21 protein-coding genes and 1 tRNA gene are annotated in these 25,130 nt (G+C 37.8%); 9 read left to right on the top strand and 13 right to left on the bottom strand.

All coding sequences use genetic code 11. The features are described 5' to 3' along the window. Positions 1-61 precede the first annotated feature (61 nt). Positions 62-820, top strand: a complete 759-nt coding sequence (locus BCL90_RS22535; protein ID WP_121287497.1) for a M57 family metalloprotease — start codon at positions 62-64, stop codon at positions 818-820. Between the two features lie 89 nt (positions 821-909). Here the strand turns inward: BCL90_RS22535 and BCL90_RS22530 are convergent, their stop codons facing one another. Beyond that, complete coding sequence (locus tag BCL90_RS22530; protein ID WP_121287830.1) at positions 910-1,581, bottom strand: NAD-dependent epimerase/dehydratase family protein; 672 nt, start codon at positions 1,579-1,581, stop codon at positions 910-912. A 103-nt stretch (positions 1,582-1,684) separates the two neighbouring features. Here BCL90_RS22530 and treF point away from each other — a divergent pair, with 103 nt between their 5' ends. After that, the gene (gene treF / locus BCL90_RS22525) at positions 1,685-3,295 is read left to right on the top strand and encodes an alpha,alpha-trehalase TreF (protein WP_244095124.1); all 1,611 of its coding nucleotides are present in this window, start codon (positions 1,685-1,687) and stop codon (positions 3,293-3,295) included. A gap of 130 nt (positions 3,296-3,425) precedes the next feature. On the opposite strand, the gene BCL90_RS22520 is transcribed toward treF, so the two are convergent. The 9 genes from BCL90_RS22520 to BCL90_RS22470 form a co-directional block, all read right to left on the bottom strand. Further along, on the bottom strand, positions 3,426-4,934 hold the full coding sequence (locus tag BCL90_RS22520) for a RagB/SusD family nutrient uptake outer membrane protein (RefSeq protein ID WP_121287495.1): 1,509 nt from the start codon (positions 4,932-4,934) through the stop codon (positions 3,426-3,428). Between the two features lie 18 nt (positions 4,935-4,952). Continuing rightward, a complete protein-coding gene (locus BCL90_RS22515) occupies positions 4,953-7,979 on the bottom strand; it encodes a SusC/RagA family TonB-linked outer membrane protein (RefSeq protein ID WP_244095123.1) in 3,027 nt (1,008 codons plus the stop codon). Between the two features lie 109 nt (positions 7,980-8,088). Next, entirely contained in the window at positions 8,089-8,454 is a 366-nt protein-coding gene (locus BCL90_RS22510) for a hypothetical protein (protein ID WP_121287491.1), read from the bottom strand. A 554-nt stretch (positions 8,455-9,008) separates the two neighbouring features. Then, the gene (locus BCL90_RS22505; protein ID WP_244095122.1) at positions 9,009-11,144 is read right to left on the bottom strand and encodes a S9 family peptidase; all 2,136 of its coding nucleotides are present in this window, start codon (positions 11,142-11,144) and stop codon (positions 9,009-9,011) included. A gap of 1,102 nt (positions 11,145-12,246) precedes the next feature. After that, positions 12,247-12,816 (bottom strand): hypothetical protein, encoded by a 570-nt coding sequence (locus BCL90_RS22495; RefSeq protein WP_121287486.1) that lies wholly within the window; start codon positions 12,814-12,816, stop codon positions 12,247-12,249. Between the two features lie 209 nt (positions 12,817-13,025). Further along, positions 13,026-14,087, bottom strand: a complete 1,062-nt coding sequence (locus BCL90_RS22490; protein WP_121287484.1) for a helix-turn-helix domain-containing protein — start codon at positions 14,085-14,087, stop codon at positions 13,026-13,028. 949 nt (positions 14,088-15,036) lie between these two features. Continuing rightward, positions 15,037-15,121: transfer RNA gene (locus BCL90_RS22480), tRNA-Ser, on the bottom strand. Between the two features lie 89 nt (positions 15,122-15,210). After that, positions 15,211-16,641 (bottom strand): pyruvate kinase, encoded by a 1,431-nt coding sequence (gene pyk / locus BCL90_RS22475; RefSeq protein ID WP_121287482.1) that lies wholly within the window; start codon positions 16,639-16,641, stop codon positions 15,211-15,213. A 147-nt stretch (positions 16,642-16,788) separates the two neighbouring features. Further along, positions 16,789-17,208 (bottom strand): IPExxxVDY family protein, encoded by a 420-nt coding sequence (locus BCL90_RS22470; protein WP_121287480.1) that lies wholly within the window; start codon positions 17,206-17,208, stop codon positions 16,789-16,791. 158 nt (positions 17,209-17,366) lie between these two features. On the opposite strand from BCL90_RS22470, the gene BCL90_RS22465 reads away from it, so the two are divergent. From BCL90_RS22465 to rnc, 3 genes are all read left to right on the top strand, one after another. Continuing rightward, on the top strand, positions 17,367-17,603 hold the full coding sequence (locus tag BCL90_RS22465; protein ID WP_008508386.1) for an acyl carrier protein: 237 nt from the start codon (positions 17,367-17,369) through the stop codon (positions 17,601-17,603). Positions 17,604-17,624: 21 nt separating this feature from the next. Further along, positions 17,625-18,878 (top strand): beta-ketoacyl-ACP synthase II, encoded by a 1,254-nt coding sequence (gene fabF, locus BCL90_RS22460; protein ID WP_121287478.1) that lies wholly within the window; start codon positions 17,625-17,627, stop codon positions 18,876-18,878. Between the two features lie 95 nt (positions 18,879-18,973). Beyond that, the gene (gene rnc, locus BCL90_RS22455; RefSeq protein WP_121287475.1) at positions 18,974-19,702 is read left to right on the top strand and encodes a ribonuclease III; all 729 of its coding nucleotides are present in this window, start codon (positions 18,974-18,976) and stop codon (positions 19,700-19,702) included. Positions 19,703-19,926: 224 nt separating this feature from the next. On the opposite strand, the gene BCL90_RS22450 is transcribed toward rnc, so the two are convergent. From BCL90_RS22450 to BCL90_RS22440, 3 genes are read right to left on the bottom strand one after another with little or no spacing between them, the layout of a single operon-like run. After that, positions 19,927-20,637, bottom strand: coding sequence for a hypothetical protein (locus BCL90_RS22450; protein ID WP_121287473.1), 711 nt, complete (start codon positions 20,635-20,637; stop codon positions 19,927-19,929). Positions 20,638-20,643: 6 nt separating this feature from the next. After that, on the bottom strand, positions 20,644-21,360 hold the full coding sequence (locus BCL90_RS22445; protein ID WP_121287471.1) for a hypothetical protein: 717 nt from the start codon (positions 21,358-21,360) through the stop codon (positions 20,644-20,646). A gap of 3 nt (positions 21,361-21,363) precedes the next feature. Next, on the bottom strand, positions 21,364-22,077 hold the full coding sequence (locus BCL90_RS22440) for a hypothetical protein (RefSeq protein WP_121287469.1): 714 nt from the start codon (positions 22,075-22,077) through the stop codon (positions 21,364-21,366). Positions 22,078-22,644: 567 nt separating this feature from the next. Here BCL90_RS22440 and BCL90_RS22435 point away from each other — a divergent pair. The 4 genes from BCL90_RS22435 (at position 22,645) to nadD (ending at position 25,065) form a co-directional block, all read left to right on the top strand. Beyond that, positions 22,645-23,508, top strand: coding sequence for a YicC/YloC family endoribonuclease (locus BCL90_RS22435; protein ID WP_121287467.1), 864 nt, complete (start codon positions 22,645-22,647; stop codon positions 23,506-23,508). Positions 23,509-23,566: 58 nt separating this feature from the next. Then, positions 23,567-24,133: a guanylate kinase gene (gene gmk / locus BCL90_RS22430; RefSeq protein ID WP_121287465.1), complete on the top strand. Its 567-nt coding sequence runs from the start codon at positions 23,567-23,569 to the stop codon at positions 24,131-24,133. 36 nt (positions 24,134-24,169) lie between these two features. Further along, positions 24,170-24,361 carry a type II toxin-antitoxin system VapB family antitoxin gene (gene vapB / locus BCL90_RS22425; RefSeq protein WP_121287463.1) on the top strand — a complete coding sequence of 64 codons (192 nt, stop codon included), beginning with the start codon at positions 24,170-24,172 and terminating at the stop codon, positions 24,359-24,361. A gap of 101 nt (positions 24,362-24,462) precedes the next feature. Then, complete coding sequence (gene nadD, locus BCL90_RS22420; protein ID WP_121287461.1) at positions 24,463-25,065, top strand: nicotinate (nicotinamide) nucleotide adenylyltransferase; 603 nt, start codon at positions 24,463-24,465, stop codon at positions 25,063-25,065. The last annotated feature ends 65 nt before the right edge of the window (positions 25,066-25,130 follow it).

Raw genomic sequence — 25,130 nt, 5'->3', positions numbered from 1 at the left:
AATGTAACACGTTCTTTTACATTTGTTTATCAGCTCTTAAGGATTAACTAACCAATATCCCATGAAAAAAAACCTAAAAAGAATCGCGATCGTAGCGATGGTTGCAGTAGTAATTGCAGCATGTAAAAAAAACCAGGAAACATTAACATCAGAACCACAAGAAACTGTAAAAAATACCGATAAGGTTTTACAGCACATTAAAAATTTAGGCTTCCCCGAATCGAGTATTGTTGATAATGGAAATGAATATGTTGTTGAGGAAGATATTATATTTCCTAAAAACATGGAAATCCCTGCTAATACGGGGCTAAAAACCGAACAGTATTACACCGGAAGTATCGTAAATGCAACGAAAAAATTGAATATCAGGATTTTTGTAGATGCATCTATGACCTCAATGAGCAGTGAGATCAATAGTGCCATTGCGCAATGGAATGCTGTTCCAAATTCGACCTTACGCTTTAGCGTTGTAAGAACAGCACCTTATGACATTCTGATCAAAAATGAAAATTTAGGAAATGGTGTTTGCGGCCAGGGACAGTTCCCTTCGGGAGGAAGTGCAGGTGCTTTGGTTAAAATCAATAAAAATTATATTGCCGGTAATTCTTTTGCACAACGTGCCAGAACAATATGCCATGAATTCGGTCACTGTATTTCTTTCAGACATACCAATTGGGCAGCTCAGGGCGAATCTACTGCTACTAATGTTCCTGGTGTTACCGGAACAGATGCCCTATCACTTATGAATGGTGGCCAATGTGGCTCAGGTGCTACAGTATTATCACAAAAAGATAAAAATGCTACCGCTGTATTATATTAAAATTTGCTAAAAACAACTAAATAAACCTAAACCGATCTGGAAGGTGCTGATAATTAATTAAGCCCGGGAGCCCATTGTAGCACCCGGGCTTATTCTTTTGATAAGGCAATAATGTCTTTTCCTTCTAAAATCCGCCGCTCATTAGTGTGGCTCAAAGTATTGATCATCGCATCGCCCAGTTCAGCCATCGTGCAAAATCCACCTGGATAAATAGCCCTTCCAAGCGGAAATAACCAATTGATATAGGTATAAAATTTATGTGCATATTTCTGACCTGGCAATGGTTTAATAAAACCCGGACGGAAATTAAAAACCTGTTCGAAAGGTAATTTTGTTAAATCGCTTTCCGTTTTGCCTTTTACCTGTGCCCATTTTAAACGGCTATGCGCATTGGTTCCTCCACCAGAAACATAACAAAAAGTCATATCGCTATTGAGTTTGCTTAATGTTTGCGCAACATGCATGGTAAGTGTATAAGTCATTTTATAATAGGTTTCCTGATCAGCACCTACTGAAGTAATGCCTAAACAGAAGAAACAGGCATTATAGCCTTTTAACTGACTTTCTATCGCCGAGAAATCGAAAAAATCAGCGTGGATAATCTCTTTCAGCTTTGCATGGCTATAGCCAGAAGGTTTGCGATTAATGACTAAAACCCCATCTATTTCAGGGCTATTTAAGCACCGCATCAATACCCCTTCACCAACCATTCCGGTAGCACCGGTAATGATAACATTATTTTGATCTCTGGTTTTTCCCATGGAAGTCTGTTTAATATTAAAACGAATGTAAGTTAATCTTTGTTTGCTAATGAGATCCAGATAGATTCTTTTCACCTGGTTATGCCAAAAAAGAGATATTTTTATGATTAAATTAATTATTTTTAAGAACACCAGCCACATGAAGAGTCAGAACCTTTCTTGCATTAAAATAATGATGCTTCCTTGCTTATTATTCATTTCCTGTCAGTTATTTGCACAACAGGAATTGAGTCCGAGGCAAACCTATCCTAATTTATTTGAGCAAGTTCAGATGGCAGGAATTTATCCTGATAGTAAATCTTTCGTGGATGCGATCCCAAAAAGGAAGCCTTCAGAAATCATGAACGCTTATATCACGCACAAAAAAGACAAAAATTTTGATTTAAAGGCATTTGTAAGCGAATACTTTATCCTGCCTGAAAACCATCACGCAGCTTACCATTCGGATATCAAAGCAGGTATCGAAAAACATTTAGACACGCTGTGGACGGTTTTAAAAAGAAATCCGGATACAGTTTCCTCTTATCAAACTTCGTTACTGACATTACCAAAATCCTACATTGTTCCGGGTGGCCGTTTTAGGGAGGTTTATTATTGGGATTCTTATTTCACCATGTTGGGCCTGCAAAAGGCAGATAAAACAGAAACCATAAAAGATATGGTTGATAATTTTGCCTTCCTCATCAATAAATACGGTTTTATCCCGAATGGGAACCGAACGTATTACTTAACACGCTCGCAACCTCCGTTTTTTGCTGCTATGGTTCAATTGCTAACCCAGCATAGTAAGGATGTAAAACTTCGGGATTATAGGGATGCATTGGAGAAAGAGTACAATTTCTGGATGAAAGGTGCCAGTAATATAGGTAATGGAAAAGCCATTAACCATCTGGTAAGATTAACAGATGGCACCATTTTAAACCGCTATTACGATGCCAGCGATCAGCCACGTGAAGAATCGTACAGGGAAGATTTTGAAGCAGCAAAATCAACAAAGCAAGTTCCATCCACATTTCTGAGAAATGTACGTTCTGCTGCAGAATCGGGTTGGGATTTTAGCAGCAGGTGGTTTGCCGACGGTAAAAACTATAGCCAGATTATTACTACAGATCTGCTTCCTGTTGATTTAAATACATTATTATACAATCTGGAAACTACAATTTCGGCGGCAAACAAAGAGGCAGGCAATAATGCAAAGGCCGCAGTATTTGCCAAAAAGGCAGTTAAGCGTAAGGCAGCTATCCTTAAATATTTCTGGAACAAAAACCAGGGCTTTTTTACCGACTATAACTGGAAAAAACGCTCTTTATCCAATCAGCTTACGCTTGCAGCAGCTTTTCCTCTTTATTTTAAGCTGGCAACAAACGCACAGGCGAAAGCTGTTAAAGAGAAGTTAGCAAAGGATTTTTTTAAAACCGGTGGTTTAATTACAACCTTAACCACAACAAAACAACAGTGGGATGCACCAAATGCTTGGGCACCGCTGCAATATATCAGTATTATGGGGTTGCGCAATTATGGCTATGATAAACTGGCCGATACCATAAGTACAAGGTGGATAAGCCTTAATATTTCGGTATTTAAAGAAACCGGAAAATTAATGGAAAAGTATAATGTGGTAGAAACGGATAGTAAAGGTGGTGGTGGCGAATATCCGCTACAGGATGGTTTTGGCTGGACAAATGGTGTACTTTTAAAACTGATGAAAAAATAACTATTGAGATGAGAATTCCTCTTCTCATCCATTTTGATGAATACAATCGGTTTTAATAAAAAAGAGGCCGAACCCTTAACAGAAATAATTAGCCTGTTAACGGTTCGGCCCCCTCGGTGTCTGCTAAATTTTAATATCCTGGATTTTGTATAAGATTTGGATTACCAAGCTGATTATCGGGAATAGGAAAAAGTAAGTATTTAGCCTCACTTGCCGGTTTTTCTTGCCATGCAGCAAGGAATTTACCAAAACGGATTAAATCCTGTCTCCTAAAACTTTCCCAATATAACTCACGGCCACGCTCATCCAGTAATATATCCAATGTTAAATTTGGTAAAATTGAAGCACCTCTAACCGTTCTGATCGAATTTACAATGGTTAAGGCAGCTGCTGGCTGCGATGTTCTTAACAGGGCTTCGGCTTTCATCAATAATACGTCGGCATAACGGAAATAAACCCAGTCGTTGTCCGGTTTTCTTGAACCTGCATTCGCATAGTCAATTGGGTATTTGATCACGCGGATACCTGCCACTTCCAAATGGTTAGGGTCTCTTTCTATAATGCTTACCTCTGGCGTAAATGCCAATGGATTGCCTTTTCTATCTTTTAAAGCCACCCCATTCTGATTTACCTGTTGACCAACCAAAAACCCTACCCTAACACCTGCAACATTGGTTTGGCCAGCATAAGATCCGCCTCTTCGTTTATCATCAGCTTCAAATTTTGCATAGAAGTTTGATAGTGTCGAAAAACCGTTGTAACCACTCGGGTCCTGGTTATAGTGTGTGGTACATTTCCACTGACCATCCAGATCGCTGCCATTTACACCACCTAAATTTTGTGCGGTAAAAATGTTTTCAGTTGAAAGCAGATCATTCGTAGGAGCGAAATTATCGAAGTAGTTTGGCGTGAGTACATAACCTCCGGCTGCTATTTCATCGGCAAGCGAAATTACCCTGGCCATATCTGCAGCATCAAAAGTTGGTGTATTGCGATTCAGGAAAGCTCCTTTGTTAAGATAAAGTTTCATTAAAAGTGTTCTGGCCGCATTTTTATTGGCAACATTTGCGGGTCCGGCAGGCAGATCGGGAATGATTGCCGTTAACTCGCTAATGAGGTAGGTAATTTCATCTGCTGCATTTCTTACACGGGATGGTTTGGTAACGCCTTCACCGGGATCCCTATAAGGCACCTGCCCCCAGCCATCAAGCACAGAAAATTGGGCAAATGCACGTAAAAAACGCGCCTGCGCGGCCTGCCCTGCATTTGGACTTGCATTTAAAACACTTGTAGCCACATAAGAAATACTATTTAAATCTCTGAACACGTCCGAAATCCGGGCATGATCTGGTGCCCATTTATGTAAATGTAATGCACGCCATGCCCCATTATCGTCCCAATCGCCTGCACGTGTGGGCACTATAATTTCGTCAGACGTTACTTCCTGCAAAGCGGCCCAATTCCATGGTGCCTGGTAAGGACCGATCATTGCGGCGTATGTGGCACCCAATACCCCGGCAACATTATTTGATGATACTGCTCCACTACCAACCTGGCCATTCAGGTTTTCATCCAGCTTGGTACAGCCTGAAAAACTTAGGGCAACCACAGCGAAACTGAAAATATATTTATTTTTCATGTTATTATAGTTAAAAGATTAAAGGGAAAAATTAACACCAAAATTGAAGGTCCTTGCTGTTGGGTAAGCTGTATAATCTATCCCGGCAGAAGGAACCCCGCTAACACCTTTGTTTACATTCACCTCTGGATCAAAACCGGTGTATTTTGTAATTACAAATAGGTTTTGGCCGTTAACATAAACGTTTAAAGATTTTATTGATTTACCGATATTCCCGATATTGTAGTTAAGGGTGGCATTGGCCAACTTTAGGTAATTACCTTTTTCGATATACCTTGATGAAGCCGCAATTGGATTTGCAAGCGACTCTTGAATAGGTGCGTTAACCAAGGCGGCAGAAATATTCCGCTGGGCACCAAGGTTGGAAATAGCCAATACAGAATTTGCGGTGTTATTGTAAATATCCTGACCAAATGAACCATTAAAGTTTGCCGTGAACGAGAATTTCTTATACCTTAAATTGGTACTTAAACCTAAAATCACTTTCGGATTGGGATTACCTACATAATAAGCGGTAAAGCCATCATCGGTATATTGCGAAAAGCCACTCGCATCCAAACCATTATACTGGCGGGTAACCATGGCAAAAAGTGGTAAACCATTTTGGATCACTTCGGTTGTGACACCACTTAAACCCTGGCCGTTTAGCGAACCTGTTTTAATAATGCCATTTATGTTCTGAACTTTATTGTTGATAAAAGTGGCATTACCGCCTAAAGACCATGTAAAGTTATCTTTATCGATAATTGTACCATTTAAAGTTAACTCCAATCCCTTATTGATGATCTGGCCCGGTAAATTTACCCAGGTAGGCACATTACCACCAACTGCAGGAGAAAATGCAATTTGCGGGAACAATAAATCGTTGGTTTTTTTATTAAAATAATCTATTGATCCCGTTAACCTGTTTTTAAACAGTCCGAAGTCTATACCCACGTTGGCCTGTTTATCCGATTGCCACTTTAAATCTGCATTTTCATTATTGATTGGCGTTAGGATAGGCGAACCGTTCGCATTTCCAAAATCGTAACGGAGCTGTGCAGAACCAGATGGAAAGTCCTGATTACCTGTTTTACCATAACCTAAACGTAATTTTAACTGATCTAACCATTGGATATCAGACATGAAACTTTCCTTTCTGATATCCCAGGCTGCGGCAAAAGAAGGGAAATAACCATAACGGTTAGATTTACCAAATTTGGTAGAACCATCTGCCCTGAAAGTGGCAGTTAAGATATACCTGTTATCATAATTAAAAATTGCCCTTGCAAAATAAGATTGTAATTCTGTTGCAGGGTTATTAAAGGTAGAAAATGTACGGTTAGCTGGTGCCGTGGTTTGAAAAGCATCCGTATAATCGGCAGCGATATCGCCAAAACCAGTTGCAGTATTGGTTGCCCCTTTGTTGATAAAGTTTGAATACTCATAACCTAAAATCGCGTTCAGGTTTAGCTTGCTTGCAATTTCTTTATTAAAGTTTAAGGTATTGGTAAACTGTTGGGTAATCAATTCGTTGTTGGAGTAGCTGGCATAACCGCCAAGAAAGGTTCCGGATGGTTGGATGCCCTGCAGGTTTAAAGTACTCCTGGTAGATGCCCTTCTGATACCTGTGCTATAATTTACACTGGCAAGCATGCGGTACTCTAACCAGGGCGTAATTTTGTAATATGGAGAAACGCTGCCCAAAATGGTAGACACTTTCGATTTATCGTTATTTGCAGCCAGGGCAGCTAAAGGATTGATGGTGGTAGAACCGTAATCTATAAATAAACTGCCATCGGGATTATAGAAAGATTGGGTGGGATTCCAAGATAATGCCTGCGAAATTAAGCTTCCTGTAAACCCCGCATCGGTGGTAATTGGCGCTACACTTTCCAGGTACTGGTTGCTGATCATGTTAATGTCCACTCCCAGCTTTTTACTTTCCAGAAATTTGAAATTACCATTAAAGCCAGCACTGTATTTTTTAAAATCGGTTGTTTTGATGATCCCCTGTTGATCCTGGTAGCCAAGTGAAACACGAAAAGTATTACCATTGGTACCGCCACTAATACCAATTGAGTAATTTTGGTTATACGCTGTTCTGGTAATTGCATCCAAAGCGTCAACGCTGCTCCCGAAATCACCGGTTGTAAGACTGTATTTCTGCAGTGCTGCACGGTATTCATCACCCGTTAAAACATCAACCCGCCTTGCAATGTTACTTACGCCTGCAGATGCACTTACATCGATTTTAGTCTCACCAGATTTTCCTCTTTTAGTAGTAATTAAAACCACACCATAGGCAGCACGCGAACCATAAATTGCCGTAGCCGATGCATCTTTCAATATCTCCATCGACTCGATATCGGCCGGATTGATAAAGTTTAAAGGATTGCCATCAGGTGCTGTACCGATACCCGCACTTGTTGATGGCCTCGCCGATCTTCCGTCAAGTGCTACCCCATCTACTACATAAAGGGGCTGCCCTGTTCCGGTAATGGCAGAATTACCCCTTATCCGAACAGTAGAGGCACCACCTGGTTGTCCACTGTTATTGATCATCTGTACACCTGCAACTTTACCCTGTATCAATTGATCGGGCGCATTTAGCGGGCCTTTATTAAAATCTTTGGCCGATACGGTTGTTGCGGCACCTGTTAAATCATTTTTTCTCACGGATGCATAACCGATAATCACAACAGCGTCGAGGTTATTGAGCGAACTTAAGGTAATGTTAAGCAGGGTTTGATTGTTGATACTTACTGTTTGCGATTCGTAACCTACAAAGCTTACCGTTAGCCGGCTTGTTCCGTTTGGGGCAGTGATCTGGTACTTACCCTCTGCATCGCTTTGCGTTCTGGTGTTTGTACCCGTTATTTGCAAGGTTGCGCCGGCTAAAGGCGTTTTATCAGTATCGTATATCATACCTTTTACAGTGATCTGGGCAAAGGCTGCCATACTGGATAAAAAGATTAAGAGACTTAAACTGATGAGTTTCTTTAGTGAATACAATTTCTGTTTCAAAGACAAAACAGACCAATTGCCTGGTAAAGTGATGTTCATAGTGATTTATTATAATTGGTTAGAAATTAGGTTTTTAAGAGCTTTTAGTACTGGAACTTAGGGCGGACTCTTTTTCATGGTTTTCAGTTTTATATTGATATTTACTTGATTATCCTGCAATTGATAACTGGTGCCAATGAACAACTCCATTGATAAATGCCCGCTCTTGATTGGGTAGTTCAAAATTTCTGGGATCGTTCCCGACATTTATGACATCAAAACAATAAGCTGTTTTTAACTCATATTTATCCCTATTTATGGTCGAATAGGCCTCAGCGAACATATTATGGTAATCGTTAACACAATTTCGATGGCGTTTAAAACTTATCTTGTTAAGGCAATAAATTATGGCATCTTTCTGCCAGGCTGGTATTTTTGTTTTTGTATATACTATATTTCTGGCTATGATCTGCAGCTGTCCGGTAACGACATAGAATGGGGGATATAAAATGATAAACAGTTCTTGTTGTCCCATAATTTTTGATACAATAAGTCCGGTCCATATAATGGATCCAAAGCTATTGTCATTTAGTTTAGTACCAGGTTAGTAATGATTAATCGTCAAAAGCGAGCAGTTAAACTTACCCGAAATGTCAAATTTATAGTATGAATATAACTCATAAATCATATAAAACCATAAAATTTAAATTATTAGTAGCTATAAATCGCATAATTTATTCCTTACGGCCCGCAAGAAACTGATGTAGGGATTGCAACAAGACACCTGTTTTTAGCGGAAAAAACAGTTAAACGATATATATAGAACTATTTAAAACTACAATTTGAGAAATATCTATTAATAGATGATTGGGAAAGGAGAGTATGCCAATTGGCCTAATTGAGGGGATTTGGGATAATCTCTTTAATTGAGCATTTAACTTATAAATGGCCCTTTAAAAGGCGATGGTTATATTTCAGAAATTTTGTTTCATGAAAACATAACTGAAGAATCTGTTTTAGTGGGGAGCGGATTTGGGTGATGTTAAAAAACATTGAGGCTATATGTAGTTACATATAGCCTCAAAAAAATTATCTTGCTGTTGGGCCTTTCATCTGGTAATCTTTAGGTGGTTCTGCACCTAAAAGGTTTTGTACAAAGTAATCCCAGCGGCGGCGCATCATATAAGGTGAGTAAGCACCGTAACCATGTGCACTGTTTGGAAAAATAACGAGATCGAATGATTTGTTTGCTTTTTCAAGCGCCTCTACTACCAATAACGTATTGTATGGTGGCACGTTATCATCCATCAATCCATGAACCAGCATCAATTTACCTTTTAAATTTTTAGCATAATTTTGATTCGCCTGAGCTTCGTAATCTGAATTTTCTACCAGGCCGTTATAGCGTTCGCCCCAATCGTCCTCGTAATTTCTGTTGTCGTGGTTTCCTGATTCAGAAATACCCACTTTAAAGAAATCCGGATAACGGAACATTGCCGCAGCAGTAGCAAAACCACCGCCAGAATGCCCCCAAATACCTACTTTTGTCGTATCGATAGGATATTTTGCTGAAAGTTGTCTGATGGCCGCAATCTGATCAGGCAAGGTGTTCTCTGCCATGTTGCCATAGCTCATATCGTGGAAACTTTTAGAGCGGTCGGGGTTACTGGTTCCCTCTATTACCACAACAATAAAACCCAGTTCGGCCAGGGCCTGGTTATCGCCACGCGAAGCTGCAAATGCCCAGCTGCCTACACTACCACCCTGTGGACCAGGATAAATATAATCGATAACGGGATATTTTTGGTTGGCATCCATTTTTGTTGGTGTAAAAACCAGACCATAAATATCGGTTTTACCATCTTTGGCTTTCACCGAAACCGGAGTTGGCGCTTTCCAACCTGTAGCGATTAATCTCGAAACATCTGTTTTTTCTAAAGTATTGATCAGTTTTCCGTCAATGCTTCTCAAAACGGTAACTGTTGGTACATCAGGCTGCGAATAGCTATCGATAAAATATTTTTCTGAAGGAGATAGTGATACAATATGATTTCCTACTTCAGGAGTGAGGTTGGTTAAATTTTTTCCGTCGAAACCAATTTTATACAGGTAACTGAAATAAGGATTTCCTTTCTCACGTCCGTTTGCAGAAAAGTAAAGTGTACGTGCCTTTTCATCAACTTTAATCAAACGAGAAACTACGAAATCGCCTTTAGTAATCTGGTTTTTCAATTTTCCCTTACTTGAATCGTATAAATACAAATGTCCCCAGTTATCTCTTTCCGAATACCAGATGATTTCTTTTGAAGCAGGAAGATAACGCCAGTTGATGGCACCCTGCCCAGATTCGTACTGTGTTTTTACTGTTTCTTCAAAAACTTCGCGGACAGCACCTGTTGTGGTATTGGCAATACGGAACTTTTCGTTTTTATGATCTCGTGAAGTCGACACGAAAGCAACTTCCGATCCATCTGCTTTCCAGTCGATATCGTCAAAAGTACCACTGCTTGATATATCATCACTCAAAGTTGCCCGATGTTGATCTGCAGGAATGTTAAGCGAAATTACCTTCGGGTTTTCTACATCGATAACCACTCTACGGATGGTTGCAATCTGCTTATCACCAGGCAAGGGATATTTCCAGGCTTTTAGTTCCGGTGCACCCACATTAGTAGTTACGAGGTACATATCTTGTGAATTTCTTTGATCTTGCTGAAAGGTCGCTATCTTTTTTGAATCGGGCGACCAACGTAAAATTGGGGCATCACTGTGTTTCCAACCTGCGTTATCAGTAGCATAACCATAGTCTTTAATGCCATCGGTGGTGAGCTGTGTTAATTTGCCAGAGGCCACATCTTTCACAAAAAGATTATAATCTTTAATTAAAATCGCTTTTTTTCTATCTGGAGATAACACCTCGTTGCCGCCACTCATGCGTCGCGATGGCATTTCGCCACCTTTATAATCCGTAGTGGCTGTTTTGGTTTTTTTTGCAGGATCTACCAGAAAAGTCTGTTCGGCACCATTGTTTTTTGTGCTATACCAAAATTTATCGCCTTCGAGCCAGTTCGGCTGTACGTTGGCATGGTCGATATACTTTGCTGTGTTATAGCTCATAAAACTTTCCGCTCTTTCGTAATCTTTAACGGTTAAAGCTTTCTGTTGAGCATTTGCTGTAATGGCCAAAGTACAAGCCGTTACGGTAAGCCAATATTTATTCATCATGTTAGTTAATCTTGCGATAAAAATAATACTGTTTTGGCAAACGACTGGTATTAATCGTGATACAAAATGGGCATAAGGCTTGGAGGAAAGCGTAAATAGCCAGACAAATTACTTCAGACTTTTGGACACCCGACCTGATACTAATCTACAATTTCTCTTTTTAACTATATGTTGCCTAAGAAAACATTGGTAATTTAGCGATAACAACAATATTGATCATTAAAATTTATTTGAAATACAAGCAATATGAATCCAGATGTTCGACAACCGAACTCTCATTCCGGTTACAATGTGGACAAGTGATATCAAAAAAGATGCTGCACAAAACTCCTGGCTACATATTGCTTTTTGGTTCAATTATTCCCCTTCCATTACTTATATCGTAATAAAAATCAAATTCCTCAGTACTTCCCAAAAAAATCGAGTGTTTGTAAAATTCAGCCGTAACCATATCATTAAATGGCAGAGATACTTTTGTTGAAGTCATTTTGGTGCTGATATGCCTGTCAATACTGGCAATTTTAAAAAATCCCACAAAAATACATGAGCTCAAAAATAGGTGTATGCAAACACATTTCAGTTGAAATAGCCTTACATGAAATAAAACAATCCACAAAAACAAGAATAACACCAAGGTAATAAGGAATGGAACTAAAATCTTTTCAAAATCAGACTGAAAGGAAAAGCAGAAAAAAAGTATAAATGGAACAAGTCCGATAATTAAGCATAAATTTCTAAAAATCCGTTCAGAGCATGTGTCTTTAGCCCAACTGCAGCCAATAAATATCAAACAAATAACTAAGGGCATTAAAAACGAAATTGCTAATTCTTTTGTTATGGAGAAAACCCTTTCAGAGATCAAAAGATCAATGGTGTCGGCGAAACCTAGAATGTCGATTTTAAAACTTCGGAAATAATGTAACTCTCCATAAAAATTTAGTGAAGCCAAAAACACTATGTATAAAAAAAGATAAGTAAGGAATAGCCGGGTCATATTAGATATATCGATTACTGGAAGTATTCAGGTTATGTTAATAGCCATTAACAAAGTAAAATTGTCATGGCGTATAAAGAATCAAATTTGCTTTTTCCAGACTCACGACTAAAAGTCTGGCTGAATGAGGTAAGTTCTATAAATCCTTTCAGGCACCTGCTTCCAGACCTTAGGGTAAATCGTTTTGAAATACCTTAACTTGTTTGCGGAGCCATCCAGTTTAGAGAGCAGTGTTATGCTGTTGAGATCTCTTATTGCATTTGGAAATAGCAAATGACTAAAAAGGCGGTTTAGTATTGGGTAATCATCACAGCCCTTTTCAAGTTCTTTGCGGGGTATTATCAATACCCAGGAATCTTCCAGAGCCTCAAGATTGAATCCCTTAGCTTCGTTTACCACGCTTTCGTTAAAGTATACACTACCGGATACTCCCAACCAAACATCACGTCTTGGCATCGGACATTCAAGAATATATCCACTCACAAATCCCTGTAATACGAGAATAAAGCTATCTGAATAACCAAAAAAGGTATCTACGGAAATTTTATTACCGCTCGGAATCTCTTCAAAGATAGAATGCCTGAAAACATAACGTAATGCATGGCGGTTGGTATTGTTTATAATTGGCAGAAAAAAATTGAGGAATAATTTAATTTCTTTTATTGATTTTATTTTCATTGTATTTAACCTATCTGTTAATATGCTCAACAACTGCAAAAACAATTCTCTTGCCTTTCAATATCTATGGGGCTTTAAGTCAATTAATCTAAGTTCCTTATCTGGCAAAGGTGATAACATGACCGTCGACAATTGAAACCTTGATTTTTTTCAGAATTATACCTGCCTGGAAAATTTTGATTAAAACCTGTAAATACATCATGATTTTACTACCTATTTACTTTCCGAAGTTTCTCTATACTATTAAGAAGAATGTCATTCCCATCCTTTTCTATCAGTCCATCCCTTACAAAATCACTAAGGATTCTACTCAAAGTCTCTGAAGCTATGCCAACGATATTTGCCAGATCAGCTCTGGGGAGACTGACACGAATTTTATCTGAAGAGTTCTTCCCCTGCTTTGCAAGTCTGATAATGGCAGCCGCCACCCGCTCTCGCACCGAGGCATGAGCAAGTGCCATTGCCTTTTCTTCCATATCCCTTACCGACTTTGCAAGTTTTTTAACAAAAACTCTTAGTATATCCGGATATTCAACGATAAGCTCATTAACATCTTTCAGTGGAATTGCGATAACTTCAGCGTCTGATATCGCCTTTGAGGTGTGAAAAGCATGAGAACCAAGAGCAAAATCCTGAAGTCCAAAATACTCCCCAGGCCCATAGATGTCGGTGATTAAGAGATTTCCTGAGCTATCTGAGATAAATGTCTTAACATTGCCAGATACCAGATAGTAAAGACCTGACTGATGTTCCCCCTGATAATAAATAGTCTGGTTCTTTCTAAAGAAGCGAGCCTTCAGCCGGTCTAATTTCTCATCCAGCCAAAACATTTCGTTGCTGGATTCGATCATGCTTCTTTCCTGAAAATGCTGTTTTAAAAAAAGTTCTTGCTGAAATCTCTTTTTCTTTAACCTTACCTCCACCTGGTTCAAAAGTTCAGCATCATCAAAACTAGTTGACAGATAACCATCTGCACCGATTTCCATTGCCCTTCGTAATGCGGCCTGATCCCCAGTTTCTAATAACATAATCAGCCCAATCCCAGCAGTGTCCACAAATTTGTTTAACATCCTCACCACCCCATATCCATCAATTCCATATAACTCAATTCCACAGATAATTAAGTCGACACGGTGGCTTTTAACTATCTCCATCGCTTGCTTTCCACTATCGGTTAATTCAACTACATACTTACTGAACAGCAGTATGTCTGAAATTTTGGACCTTAGCCCAGAATCTTTGAGAATAATCAATATCTTGGATCCTTCCATTCAATATATTTTTTTATCTTTTGACCGCCAATCACTTTGCGATATCGGTGATTGTTTATTACTGATCAAAACTACCTGATGAAGAGCTTTTTTTTTGCCGACGACAGCAAAGTTCCTTTGAATTGGTAAAATCCTAACAGAACTACTCCTTTCAGTATCAAAACAACTCACTTTAATAAGCCTGGCGTGATGATAGGACTTCTTTAAACGACTTTAGACAATCTAACATTGCAGGCCTACAATATGCACTTTTGATGTGAAAATTTGGGCATTTAACTCCATTGAGAAGTGTCTTTGACGGGGTAGGCTAAAAATCGGAGTTAAAGACTATCTGTCTATCTTGACTGGCGCGCATTTGATAACTTATTTTTTTGATGTGGAGCTATTTTCTTTAGACTATCCATTTGGTTAACTCAGTTTTAATGATAGTTATTCTCAAAGGTTGTCAATAAAAGACAAATAGATATTGACTTATATCAAAGAAATTGTTGATAACGATCAATAGCCTTCATAAATATAATCAAATAAAACTTACTAAATTGATTACATTAAATTAAAATAATAAAGCATAAATATTATTTTACCTTGAATTTGCACATTCTTGGGAAATGATCAGATTTTAAATACAATCAGGCCACTAACAATTTCCTATCTAAGGAATCATGCAGAGAGGAAATCAGAAAAAAAAGAAGCAAAATTTTGAGAAATGATAAAGAAGACGATTATTATTGCCCGGTAATAATGAATAAATCGTTTAACAACCAAACTAATTAAAAATCAGACGAAAACTTAATTTTTCCAATAGAAGGCAGCTAAAAATACCCGTTTCTGTATATATCATACAACGCATCAAAACCCTCACCCTGCCTAAAAGCCTTAATTGAAAGTGCCGCCAAAAGCCTTAAACATAAAGTCTAAATCATTTTTGTCTATTTTGATTATACATTTGCGGAGAGGGCGGGATTCGAACCCGCGGTACCTTGCAGTACACACGCTTTCCAAGCGTGCTCGATCGACCACTCTGACACCTCTCCGTGTTGGATTGCAAAAGTATATTTTTTATTGATAAAAAAAATGCTCCCGGTTAAAAATCGGGAGCATTTTACGTATGATGTTAGAAAAACTAATCTATAACTGTAATTTTTAACATATTGGTCTTTCCTTTTGCTTCCATCGGAATAGCAGCGGTATTGATTACGATATCGCCTTGTTTAACCATTTTTTTGCTTTTTAAGAATTCGTTCACCTCAATAATGGTGTTATCGGTGCTTTCCCATTTATCGTAGTAGAAACCTCTAACGCCCCAAAGCAAACTTACTGCATTTAATAAGGCCCTGTTACTGGTAAAAATAAAGGTTAAAGCCTCCGGACGGTGACTCGAAATTTCGAAAGCAGTATAACCGCTTAAAGTCATCGACACAATACCTACGGCATTGGTCTGTTTCGCTAAGAAACAAGCCGAATCGCAAATCGCGTCGCTTAAGAAAGATGGTGATTTTGGTTTTAAAAACTTATCAGGATTGAAAGGATAATTGTTTTGCTCAATGTTCTGGATAATTTTTTGCATGGTTTCGATAACAATCAGCGGGAATTCACCAACTGAAGTTTCTCCACTTAACATTACCGCATCAGCACCATCCAGAACAGAGTTAGCTACATCATTTACCTCTGCACGTGTTGGCCGGGGTGTAGTGATCATACTTTCTAACATCTGGGTAGCCACAATTACTGGTTTAGAAGCTGCTCTACATTTAGCAACAATCATTTTTTGTAACAATGGAACTTCTTCCATCGGACATTCAACACCTAAATCACCACGGGCAACCATAATACCATCAGAAACAGCGATAATTTCATCAATGTTAGCGATAGCTTCCGGTTTTTCTATTTTAGCAATTACACGGGCAGTTTTGCCACGCTCCGCAATAATCTTTTTAAGTTCGATAATGTCATCAGCCTTACGCACGAAAGATAAACCGATCCATTCTACATCGTTTTCCAGTACAAATTCTAAGTTTTCGCGGTCTTCCGGAGTTAAAGAAGGAATAGAAACCTTAGTATTTGGCAGGTTAACACCTTTTCTTGAAGTTAAAATACCACCATGAACAATCTCGCAAACTACTTCATCCTTTAAGTTGGTAGAAATTACTTTCATTTGAAGCTTTCCATCATCCAAAAGAATAATTTCACCAGCCTGAACATCCTGAGGAAAGCTTTGATAAGTGATGTAAATCCGTTCTTCGTTACCTACACATTCGGTAGTGGTAATCACGGTAGTTTTTCCATTAATCAGGTTAATACCACCTTCTTTCACTAAACCAATACGGATTTTAGGTCCCTGTAAATCGGCAAGAATACCTACATTATATTCGTATTTTTTATTTAAATCGCGGATAGTATCCAAAACCGCTTGATGATCTGCCTGTGATCCGTGTGAAAAATTTAGACGGCAAACGTCTAAACCTGCGTTAAACATACTATATAATACATCTGGTTTTGCTGATGCAGGCCCAAGCGTGGCAACAATTTTAGTTCTCGAATGAAAAGGTTTCATTTATTAATTGATTTTAGCAATGCAGTTTAAGAAAGCAAATTATTATCTAAAATAATCAAACTGCATTAAATTTTATATATTTTGTTTTTTTGTTCTTTGTTTGTAACCGTCAAATATAGTGTATTTAATACACCATGTATATAATTTTTATATTACCAAATTCTCACGGTTCTTTAATTTAGTCGGATCTATCTTTGCAGCCACCTGTATATCAGGCAGTTTATTCAATCCATTAATTAAATAATCCAAATCTTCCTTATCAATAAATTCTTTAATAATAATAAAAAAATCAACTTTGCTCATCTCCGGAATTAGAAAACCATCGCTGCTTTTATTGCAAATTAAGTAGTATTCTACCTCACCTTGCTCTACAAAAAAGTAGTATTTAGAGAAAGACCAGGCCGGTTCGTCGATATTAAAAAATATTTCGTGGTCTTCTATTTTTTCAAATTGTGTATTTAACCGGGTATTAATTTTGTGGCAAAGCACATAGTCTTTTAGGGGTGCTGTGATCGCAATTAGTATAAAATCAAGGTCTAAGGTAAGTTTTAGGTAAGTCTTATTCAAAGCGAAATAAATTATTTACAGAACGAAATTAAAAAACTAATTCTATATTCGCTGTGTTATTGAGGTACCAAAATTACGTATCGAAATAAAAACATTTGAAAATTGTAAGAATTTATTTTTCTTTGCACAGAATTATTTAACCATTAAATTATAAAATTATGTCTGATATTGCTTCAAGAGTTAAGGCTATTATCGTAGAAAAACTAGGTGTTGACGAAAGCGAAGTTACGCCAGAGGCTTCATTCACCAACGATTTAGGTGCAGATTCTTTAGATACCGTAGAGTTGATTATGGAATTTGAAAAAGAATTCAATGTAGCTATTCCTGATGATCAGGCTGAAACCATCGGTACAGTTGGCCAGGCGATTGCTTATTTGGAAAAAAACGTTAAATAGAATTACGCTTTTTCAGTATAAATGGAATTAAAAAGAGTAGTAGTAACAGGGTTGGGTGCGCTCACTCCTATAGGCAATAATGTTCCTGATTTTTGGGAAGGATTGACTAACGGGGTGAGTGGCGCTGCTCCTATTAAGGGTTTTGACACTGAAAAGTTCAAGACCAAATTCGCATGTGAGGTTAAAAATTTTAATCCTGAAGATTTTCTGGAGAAAAAAGAAGCCCGCAAGCTAGATCCGTTTGTACAATATGCTCTTGTAGCAACAGATGAAGCTGTGAAAGATGGTGGTTTTGATTTTGAAAAATTAGATACCAACCGGATCGGAGTAATATGGGGCGCGGGCATAGGTGGATTGAAAACTTTTTTGGATGAGATTTCGAATTTCGCCAAAGGAGATGGTACGCCAAGATACAATCCATTTTTTATCCCTAAAATGATCGTGGACATTGCCCCAGGGCATATTTCAATCAAATACGGCCTGCGTGGGCCAAATTTTGCAACTGTTTCGGCATGTGCTTCTTCAACAAACGCAATGATAGATGCATTCAACTATATCCGTTTGGGTATGGCTGATGTAATTATCAGTGGTGGTTCTGAAGCAATCATCAATGAGGCAGGTATGGGTGGTTTTAATGCCATGCACGCATTATCAACACGTAATGAAGATCCGGCAACGGCATCACGCCCTTTTGATAAAGACCGTGATGGCTTCGTAGCTGGTGAAGGTGCAGGAACCATTATTTTAGAAGAACTTGAACATGCAAAAGCAAGGGGTGCAAAAATTTATGCAGAACTTGTAGGCGGTGGAATGAGTGCAGATGCAAATCACATCACAGCACCTCATCCTGAAGGTTTGGGCGCTAGAATGGTAATGACTAATGCACTGAAAGATGCTGGTTTAACAACTGCTGATATAGATTATATCAATGTACACGGCACTTCTACACCACTAGGTGATATTAGTGAAACCAAAGCCATTGGTACATTATTTGGTGAGGATGCTTATCGTTTAAACATCAGCTCAACCAAATCAATGACTGGCCACCTTTTGGGTGCTGCCGGAGCTATTGAGGCTATTGCAGCAATTCTTTCTGTTAAAAATGACATTGTTCCTCCAACAATCAATCACTTTACAGATGATCCTGCATTTGATCCTAAATTGAATTTTACTTTTAACAAAGCACAAAAACGTACTGTTAGAGCTGCTTTAAGTAATACATTCGGTTTTGGTGGCCATAATGCTTCTGTTATTTTCAAGAAATACGAAGATTAATTTAGAACAGCACTGCTATATAATTTTGTATGCTAATTAAAAATAGATAACTTAGTTAAATATGCTGATTAGCCGTTAATTGTGTTATTTATTTAATGCCGATATTAAAATTATATAAACTTTATCTCTCTCCTGAAAAGGAGTTTGTTAAAAAGCTGAAAAACATTTTAGGTTTTGTTCCAGGCAATGTTACGCTCTATAAAATGGCGTTCAGGCATCGTTCTGCAGCAAAAATCCTAAAAAATGGAAGCAGGAGCAGCAACGAGCGCCTGGAATTTTTAGGCGATGCTGTCCTGGGTTCGGTAATAGCAGAGCTGCTTTTTAAACATTACCCCTATAAAGAAGAAGGTTTTTTAACCGAAATGCGCTCGAAGATTGTAAACCGGGCTAATTTAAACCAGCTGGCGAAAAAAATTGGTTTTGATAAACTTATTCAGTTTGATCAACGATCGGTTAGTATACAAACCAAACACAATTCGATGTTGGGCGATGCTTTTGAAGCCATTATAGGTGCCATTTATATGGATAAAGGGTACAATTTTACCAAAGAATTTTTATTGCGCAGAATTGTAAAACCACATATCGATATTCATACCCTTGAACTTACTGAAACCAATTTTAAAAGTAAATTAATTGAGTGGTGCCAACGCCATGGTAAGGATGTATTGTTCGAACTGGCAGAAAATGGTGAAGGCGAAAGTGCCAAACTATTTACCATTAGCGCGGTAGTAGAAGGCGAAAAAGTGGGTACTGGAAGAGATTACAATAAGAAAAACGCTGAAAAATTAGCAGCTGAAAAAGCTTGCGAAACATTGAGTATATAAAATTTCACTGGTCACTTGCCATTAGTTTATCTGTTTACGATCTTAAACTTAATTGCTGGGATTGTTTAAATTGTCAGGATAGTTGATTAATTGCCTATTGACTAAATTATTGAATTGTTCTTCACAGCTTAAACATCAGATACCTGATCTCAGACATATCGACATTTTATCTTCAATCAACATCCGCGACTCCAAATGCCCAACTCAAAACTCAGGGCTAATCCCTACTTTCCTTTCCCCAGCGTATCTGTAAATTTCTTTGATGATTCTTTAATGTATTTAATATAATCGTAACTGTTCCAGTATTGCGCTTTATCAAATTCAGGCCGGCAGTTTAGCATGTACTTTTCTAAGGTATCGCCTCTTAACTCTGTATTGTTTTTAATAATGCTCTGATTAAAATACACATCAATCTGCGATTGCTTGATTTCATTATCGGCATACCTGCCAAATCTCCGTGCATTTTTAGGATCGCTACCAAGGAGGTTATACAAAGCATTTAAGGGGCTAAATATGGCAGACAAAACCGTTGTTTTTCCGCCGTTGTAAACCCCCTTGTTTTTAAACTCCTGCTTAATTTCATCCAAATCCTGTTTTTTGGTATTTCCCCTGATAGTTACATCATCCAGGGTGGTACTTCCTCTAACCAGGTAAACTACCAGATCTTTTTCGCTGTTTACTACCACACGCTGATCGATTAGGTCGCGTTTAATTACCAGCAACGTATCGCCGATTCTCGCTTTTAACTGAAACAGACCAATATCATTGCTTCCTACACCTATTCCCGTCCGCAGGTTTGTAATTTCTGATAATGCAATTCTGATATTTGAACCTTTTTCGATTACCACACCTTTCGCAATAAAATCCTGCGCGTTTGCGAAGAAACTGACTGAGGTAAAAACGAAGAGTATAACGGAAAATTTAAAATTTTTCATGGTGTGTTAATTTGTGTGTTTCAAAGTATCTGTATATTTCTTAGCCGATTCTTTGATATATTTAACAGCATCGTAATTGCTCCAATTAAGAGTCATGCTGCGTGTTGGGTAATAATCAAGCAAAAACTTGTCCAGATCTTTCCCGGTTAAGGAAGTATTATTCGTCACCAAACTTTTATTGAAAAATTTGTCTACCTCGATCAAACTTAGCTCTTTTTTATAATAACGGTTAAAATTACGTGCTCTGGTTGGCGTTTTTCCAAAAAGCTCATAAAAAAATGTTATCGGATTTCCTCCAAATGGGTTTAGCAGAATTAATGGTGGTTTACCGGCATAAAATGAACCATTTCTTCTAAGGTCTATTTTTATGCTCTCCATTTCTTGTTTTTTGGTCTGCCCTTTAACTGTAACCTCATCTAGCATGGTACTTCCCCTGATCAGATAAACAACCAGGTCATCATTTGTTTTAACCACTATTTTTTGCTCATTCAGATTTCTTTTTTGAATGAACAGTGTATCTCCAATCCGGGCATTTAACTGAAATATGCCAATATCGTTACTGGTTGCGCCCGTCTTACTGCGGATGTTCGTAATACTGGCCAGAGCAATCCGCACATTTGAACCTTTTTCAATCACGACACCTTTCAGCACAAAATCCTGTGCCGTGACGGCTAAGCCTTGCAATAAAATAATGAGTAACAGAATAGATTTTAAATATTTCATTTATTATAATGAGGTGTTTAAAGTATCTAAATACTGTTTTGCAGATCTTTTGATGTAATCAGCTGCATCGTAGGTGTTCCAGTTTTTAATCTGTTTATGCTTCGGTCTATAATCTAACATAAACTTATTCATTTGCTTTCCTGTTAAACTGGTGTTGTTTTTAACCAGACTAACATTGAAAAACCGGTCTATTTCTAACTCTTTTGTCTCGTTATCATAATAACGATCAAAACGTTTTGCATTTTTCCGTTCTGTGCTAAACAGCTCCATTATTGCAGCCAACGGGTAACGCACATAATAAAGCGGGTTTTTCTTTTTACCATAAAAATAAGTTTTCTTACGGTGTTCTAACCTAACAGCTGATAGGTTTTGTTGTTTGTTTTCTGCCTTAATTGTTACATCATCCAGCAGCATATCGGCTCTAACCAAGTTAATAACCAAATCCTGATTGCCAGGCACGACCACATAAATATTATCGAAATGCCTTTTTGTAATCAATAGGGTATCGCCTGGTTTGGCTTTTACCTGAAAGAACCCCATATCGTTACTTCCTACAGCTTGTTTATTATTAATATTGGTCACTACAGCTAAAGCAATACGGATCTGGGTTCCTTTTTCTAAAATAACTCCTTTTGCTGATGTAATTTGAGCGAGCGTTTTTTTAGGTAAAATGAACAATAGCAATGAAAGTGATAACATGATCAAAAATGCTTTCATATCTATAAGATATTTTTTGTAAAATTAACATTTGTTAACCTTGCAAACTGTTAAAGAAACGTTAATGCCTATGAGAAAATTATTGGCGGATTTTATCTACTGTATTCGGCATTATATTCTTGATGCTCATGCTTATCGTTTTCCCTAATTTATGGACAAAGGTTCTATACCCTGTAGGTAACAGGCTCCTGCCAAAAACTACTCCACATTGTACATAACCCGATTGATAACTATCGGATGCAGCGGGCATCCAGATTTTTCATCGGTGTAAAGTGCAATGTCATTAAGTTAAGACATTAGGCATAAGAAAATAATTTAATCACAGATAGGAAGGATGCACGCACAGATATGAAAATCCGTGTTTATCTGTGCTCATCTGTGGCTAAAAACCCTTAACTTAATGACATTGGGATAAAGCATAAAGCGGGGCTGCAATTTCTCAAAGAAACACTAAACGCTGATTTTCTAAATAAAAAATGTTTTATTATACGAGCTATAGCTCCGCTCCTTTCCCATTATTATTTCTCCTTTCGGCTTAAAACCCTATCTTTGCGCATGATAAAATCCATGACAGGATACGGCTTAGCAACAGCCGATTATGCAAACGCAAAGTATAGTGTCGAAATCAAATCGCTCAACAGTAAATTTCTGGAGCTGAATTTAAAATATCCTAAAGCTTTTTCTGATAAAGAGTTGATTCTGCGCAACATCTGTAGTAAAGATATCGAAAGAGGAAAAGTAAGTTTAAGCATCAATGTAGAACGCACCAATGGCGAAGTTACAGGTGCGACCATCAATACCGCACTATTAAGTCATTACTACAAACAGCTTATTGCCGTTAACAACGAATTAGGGGCTGACAGCAGTAACTTGTTGCAAACTGCATTAACTTTTCCTGATGTAATCAGTTACAAGGAAGAAAGTGTAAGTGAAGATGAGTGGAACAATTTATTTCAGATTTTCAACTCGGCTTTGGCTAATTTTAACAAATTCAGAGAAGATGAAGGCTCAGTTTTAAAAGCCGATTTAGAACTGAGAATTAAAAACATTCTTTCATATTTCAAATCAGTTGAGGAATTAGAACCTAAAAGGATTACTGCAATCCGCGATAAATTTACTCAGTTTTTAGACGATGCCGTAGGCAAAGTAAATATCGATCAGAACCGTTTCGAACAGGAATTGATTTATTACATCGATAAAATCGACATCACTGAAGAAAAAACACGTTTAAAAAGCCACTGCGATTATTTCTTGCAAACTTTGGCAAGCAAAGAGGCAAATGGTAAAAAAATGGGGTTCATTTCTCAGGAAATTGGACGTGAGATTAATACTATGGGAGCAAAAGCAAATGATGCCCAAATGCAACAGTTTGTTGTAGGTATGAAAGAAGAATTAGAGAAGATAAAAGAACAATTACTGAATGTGTTGTAGCGTTAGGCGGAAAGCGACAAGCGCTTAACGCCAGACGCCAATCGCAAAACTTTAAAAAATGCAAGGCAAATTAATCATATTTTCGGCACCATCAGGAGCAGGTAAAACCACTATAGTACATCATTTATTAACGAAATTTCCTGAGCTGAGCTTCTCTATTTCTGCGACTACCCGCGAATTGAGAGGTGCTGAAACACATGAAAACGATTATTATTTTATTAGCAAGGAAGAGTTTTTACACAAAGTAGCCCGCCAGGAATTTGTGGAGTTTGAAGAGGTTTATAACGGAACTTTTTATGGCACCTTACGCTCCGAAATCGAGCGTATCTGGAATGATGGAAAACATGTGATTTTCGATATTGATGTAGAAGGCGGTATCCGTTTGAAAAGAAAATATGAAGAAGATGCTTTAGCCATTTTTGTTCAACCACCCTCACTAGATGTTTTAAAAGAACGTTTAAGTGGTCGCGGAACAGATAGTCCGGAGAAATTACAGGAACGTTTTATTAAAGCTGAAAAAGAACTGCTTTATGCAGATAAGTTTGATGTGATTTTAAAAAATTACGATCTGAGTACAGCTTGTGCAGAAGCGGAGAAGTTGGTCGGAGATTTTTTGAAGAAATAGTTTTCTAAAGAAAGTAGAAATCTTTATATTTGAGTGATGACTGATATTCAATTATATAGCCAAATATCTTCATTGCCTTCAGACTTGAAGAAGCAAGTGTCTGATTTTGTCTCATCCCTAAAGAAAAAGTCGAAAGACAGTAAGAAACTGAAAGAAAGACAATTTGGCTATGCCAAAGATTTCTTTAAAATGAATGCTGATTTTGATGAACCATTAAATTTGATTTAAAAATAAATCCGTCATTGCGAACTGCAGCGATGGAAAAGCGTATAAGGGTGAAGCAATCTTTTACAGGTAGATTGCTTCGGCTCCCTCAACACAGCCTCGCAATGACGATCAATAATACTGAAAATTATAAACTGAAAACTGGTCTTTTCTTTGGTTCATATAACCCCATCCATACCGGGCATTTAATTATTGCCAATTACATGGCCAACCACACGACACTTGATGAAATATGGCTGGTGGTATCTCCCCATAACCCTTTGAAAGATAAAAGTGGTTTAACCAATATGTATGATCGCTTGGAAATGGCCAAACTGGCTACTGAAAATGCAGAACATATCCGCGTAAGTGATATTGAATTTTCATTACCGCAACCTTCTTACACTATTGATACACTTATTTATCTCCACGAAAAATACCCTGAAAAAGAATTTGTATTGATTATGGGTGCCGATAACCTTGTTTCATTTAAAAAATGGAAAAACTACGAAGTATTGTTAAAAAACTACCAGATTTATGTGTATCCCCGTCCTGGAGCAAATGTTAGCGAATGGGAAAACCATCCTGCAATTACTTTTACCAATACCCCTTTAATGGAAATATCCTCCACCTTTATCCGCAAGGCCATAAAGGAGAAAAAGAATATCCAATTTTTCCTACCCGATAAGGTGATCGATTTCATCGAAGGAAAAGGAATGTACAAATAACGGACATCAATAATTCTAAACTTTACCACAGCTAAAAGCAACAACTTACAACATATTGTATTAAA

Origin of the sequence: Pedobacter alluvionis, assembly GCF_003664035.1 — a bacterium.
In the GTDB taxonomy this organism is placed as follows: Bacteria; Bacteroidota; Bacteroidia; order Sphingobacteriales; family Sphingobacteriaceae; genus Pedobacter; species Pedobacter alluvionis.
The sequence above is the reverse complement of the archived record's forward strand: the minus strand, read 5'-3'. Positions and strand labels throughout refer to the sequence as shown.

What these genes read in the sequence shown, in the direction of transcription:
- rnc (WP_121287475.1), top strand. Translation starts at nt 18,974, where the DNA reads ATGCCGATATTAAAATTATATAAACTTTATCTCTCTCCTGAAAAGGAG.
- BCL90_RS22445 (WP_121287471.1), bottom strand. Translation starts at nt 21,360, where the DNA reads ATGAAATATTTAAAATCTATTCTGTTACTCATTATTTTATTGCAAGGC.
- gmk (WP_121287465.1), top strand. Translation starts at nt 23,567, where the DNA reads ATGCAAGGCAAATTAATCATATTTTCGGCACCATCAGGAGCAGGTAAA.
- BCL90_RS22440 (WP_121287469.1), bottom strand. Translation starts at nt 22,077, where the DNA reads ATGAAAGCATTTTTGATCATGTTATCACTTTCATTGCTATTGTTCATT.
- BCL90_RS22505 (WP_244095122.1), bottom strand. Translation starts at nt 11,144, where the DNA reads ATGATGAATAAATATTGGCTTACCGTAACGGCTTGTACTTTGGCCATT.
- BCL90_RS22535 (WP_121287497.1), top strand. Translation starts at nt 62, where the DNA reads ATGAAAAAAAACCTAAAAAGAATCGCGATCGTAGCGATGGTTGCAGTA.
- BCL90_RS22510 (WP_121287491.1), bottom strand. Translation starts at nt 8,454, where the DNA reads ATGGGACAACAAGAACTGTTTATCATTTTATATCCCCCATTCTATGTC.
- pyk (WP_121287482.1), bottom strand. Translation starts at nt 16,641, where the DNA reads ATGAAACCTTTTCATTCGAGAACTAAAATTGTTGCCACGCTTGGGCCT.
- fabF (WP_121287478.1), top strand. Translation starts at nt 17,625, where the DNA reads ATGGAATTAAAAAGAGTAGTAGTAACAGGGTTGGGTGCGCTCACTCCT.
- BCL90_RS22515 (WP_244095123.1), bottom strand. Translation starts at nt 7,979, where the DNA reads ATGAACATCACTTTACCAGGCAATTGGTCTGTTTTGTCTTTGAAACAG.
- nadD (WP_121287461.1), top strand. Translation starts at nt 24,463, where the DNA reads ATGACGATCAATAATACTGAAAATTATAAACTGAAAACTGGTCTTTTC.
- BCL90_RS22495 (WP_121287486.1), bottom strand. Translation starts at nt 12,816, where the DNA reads ATGAAAATAAAATCAATAAAAGAAATTAAATTATTCCTCAATTTTTTT.
- vapB (WP_121287463.1), top strand. Translation starts at nt 24,170, where the DNA reads ATGACTGATATTCAATTATATAGCCAAATATCTTCATTGCCTTCAGAC.
- BCL90_RS22520 (WP_121287495.1), bottom strand. Translation starts at nt 4,934, where the DNA reads ATGAAAAATAAATATATTTTCAGTTTCGCTGTGGTTGCCCTAAGTTTT.
- BCL90_RS22435 (WP_121287467.1), top strand. Translation starts at nt 22,645, where the DNA reads ATGACAGGATACGGCTTAGCAACAGCCGATTATGCAAACGCAAAGTAT.
- BCL90_RS22450 (WP_121287473.1), bottom strand. Translation starts at nt 20,637, where the DNA reads ATGAAAAATTTTAAATTTTCCGTTATACTCTTCGTTTTTACCTCAGTC.
- BCL90_RS22530 (WP_121287830.1), bottom strand. Translation starts at nt 1,581, where the DNA reads ATGGGAAAAACCAGAGATCAAAATAATGTTATCATTACCGGTGCTACC.
- BCL90_RS22465 (WP_008508386.1), top strand. Translation starts at nt 17,367, where the DNA reads ATGTCTGATATTGCTTCAAGAGTTAAGGCTATTATCGTAGAAAAACTA.
- BCL90_RS22490 (WP_121287484.1), bottom strand. Translation starts at nt 14,087, where the DNA reads ATGGAAGGATCCAAGATATTGATTATTCTCAAAGATTCTGGGCTAAGG.
- treF (WP_244095124.1), top strand. Translation starts at nt 1,685, where the DNA reads ATGATTAAATTAATTATTTTTAAGAACACCAGCCACATGAAGAGTCAG.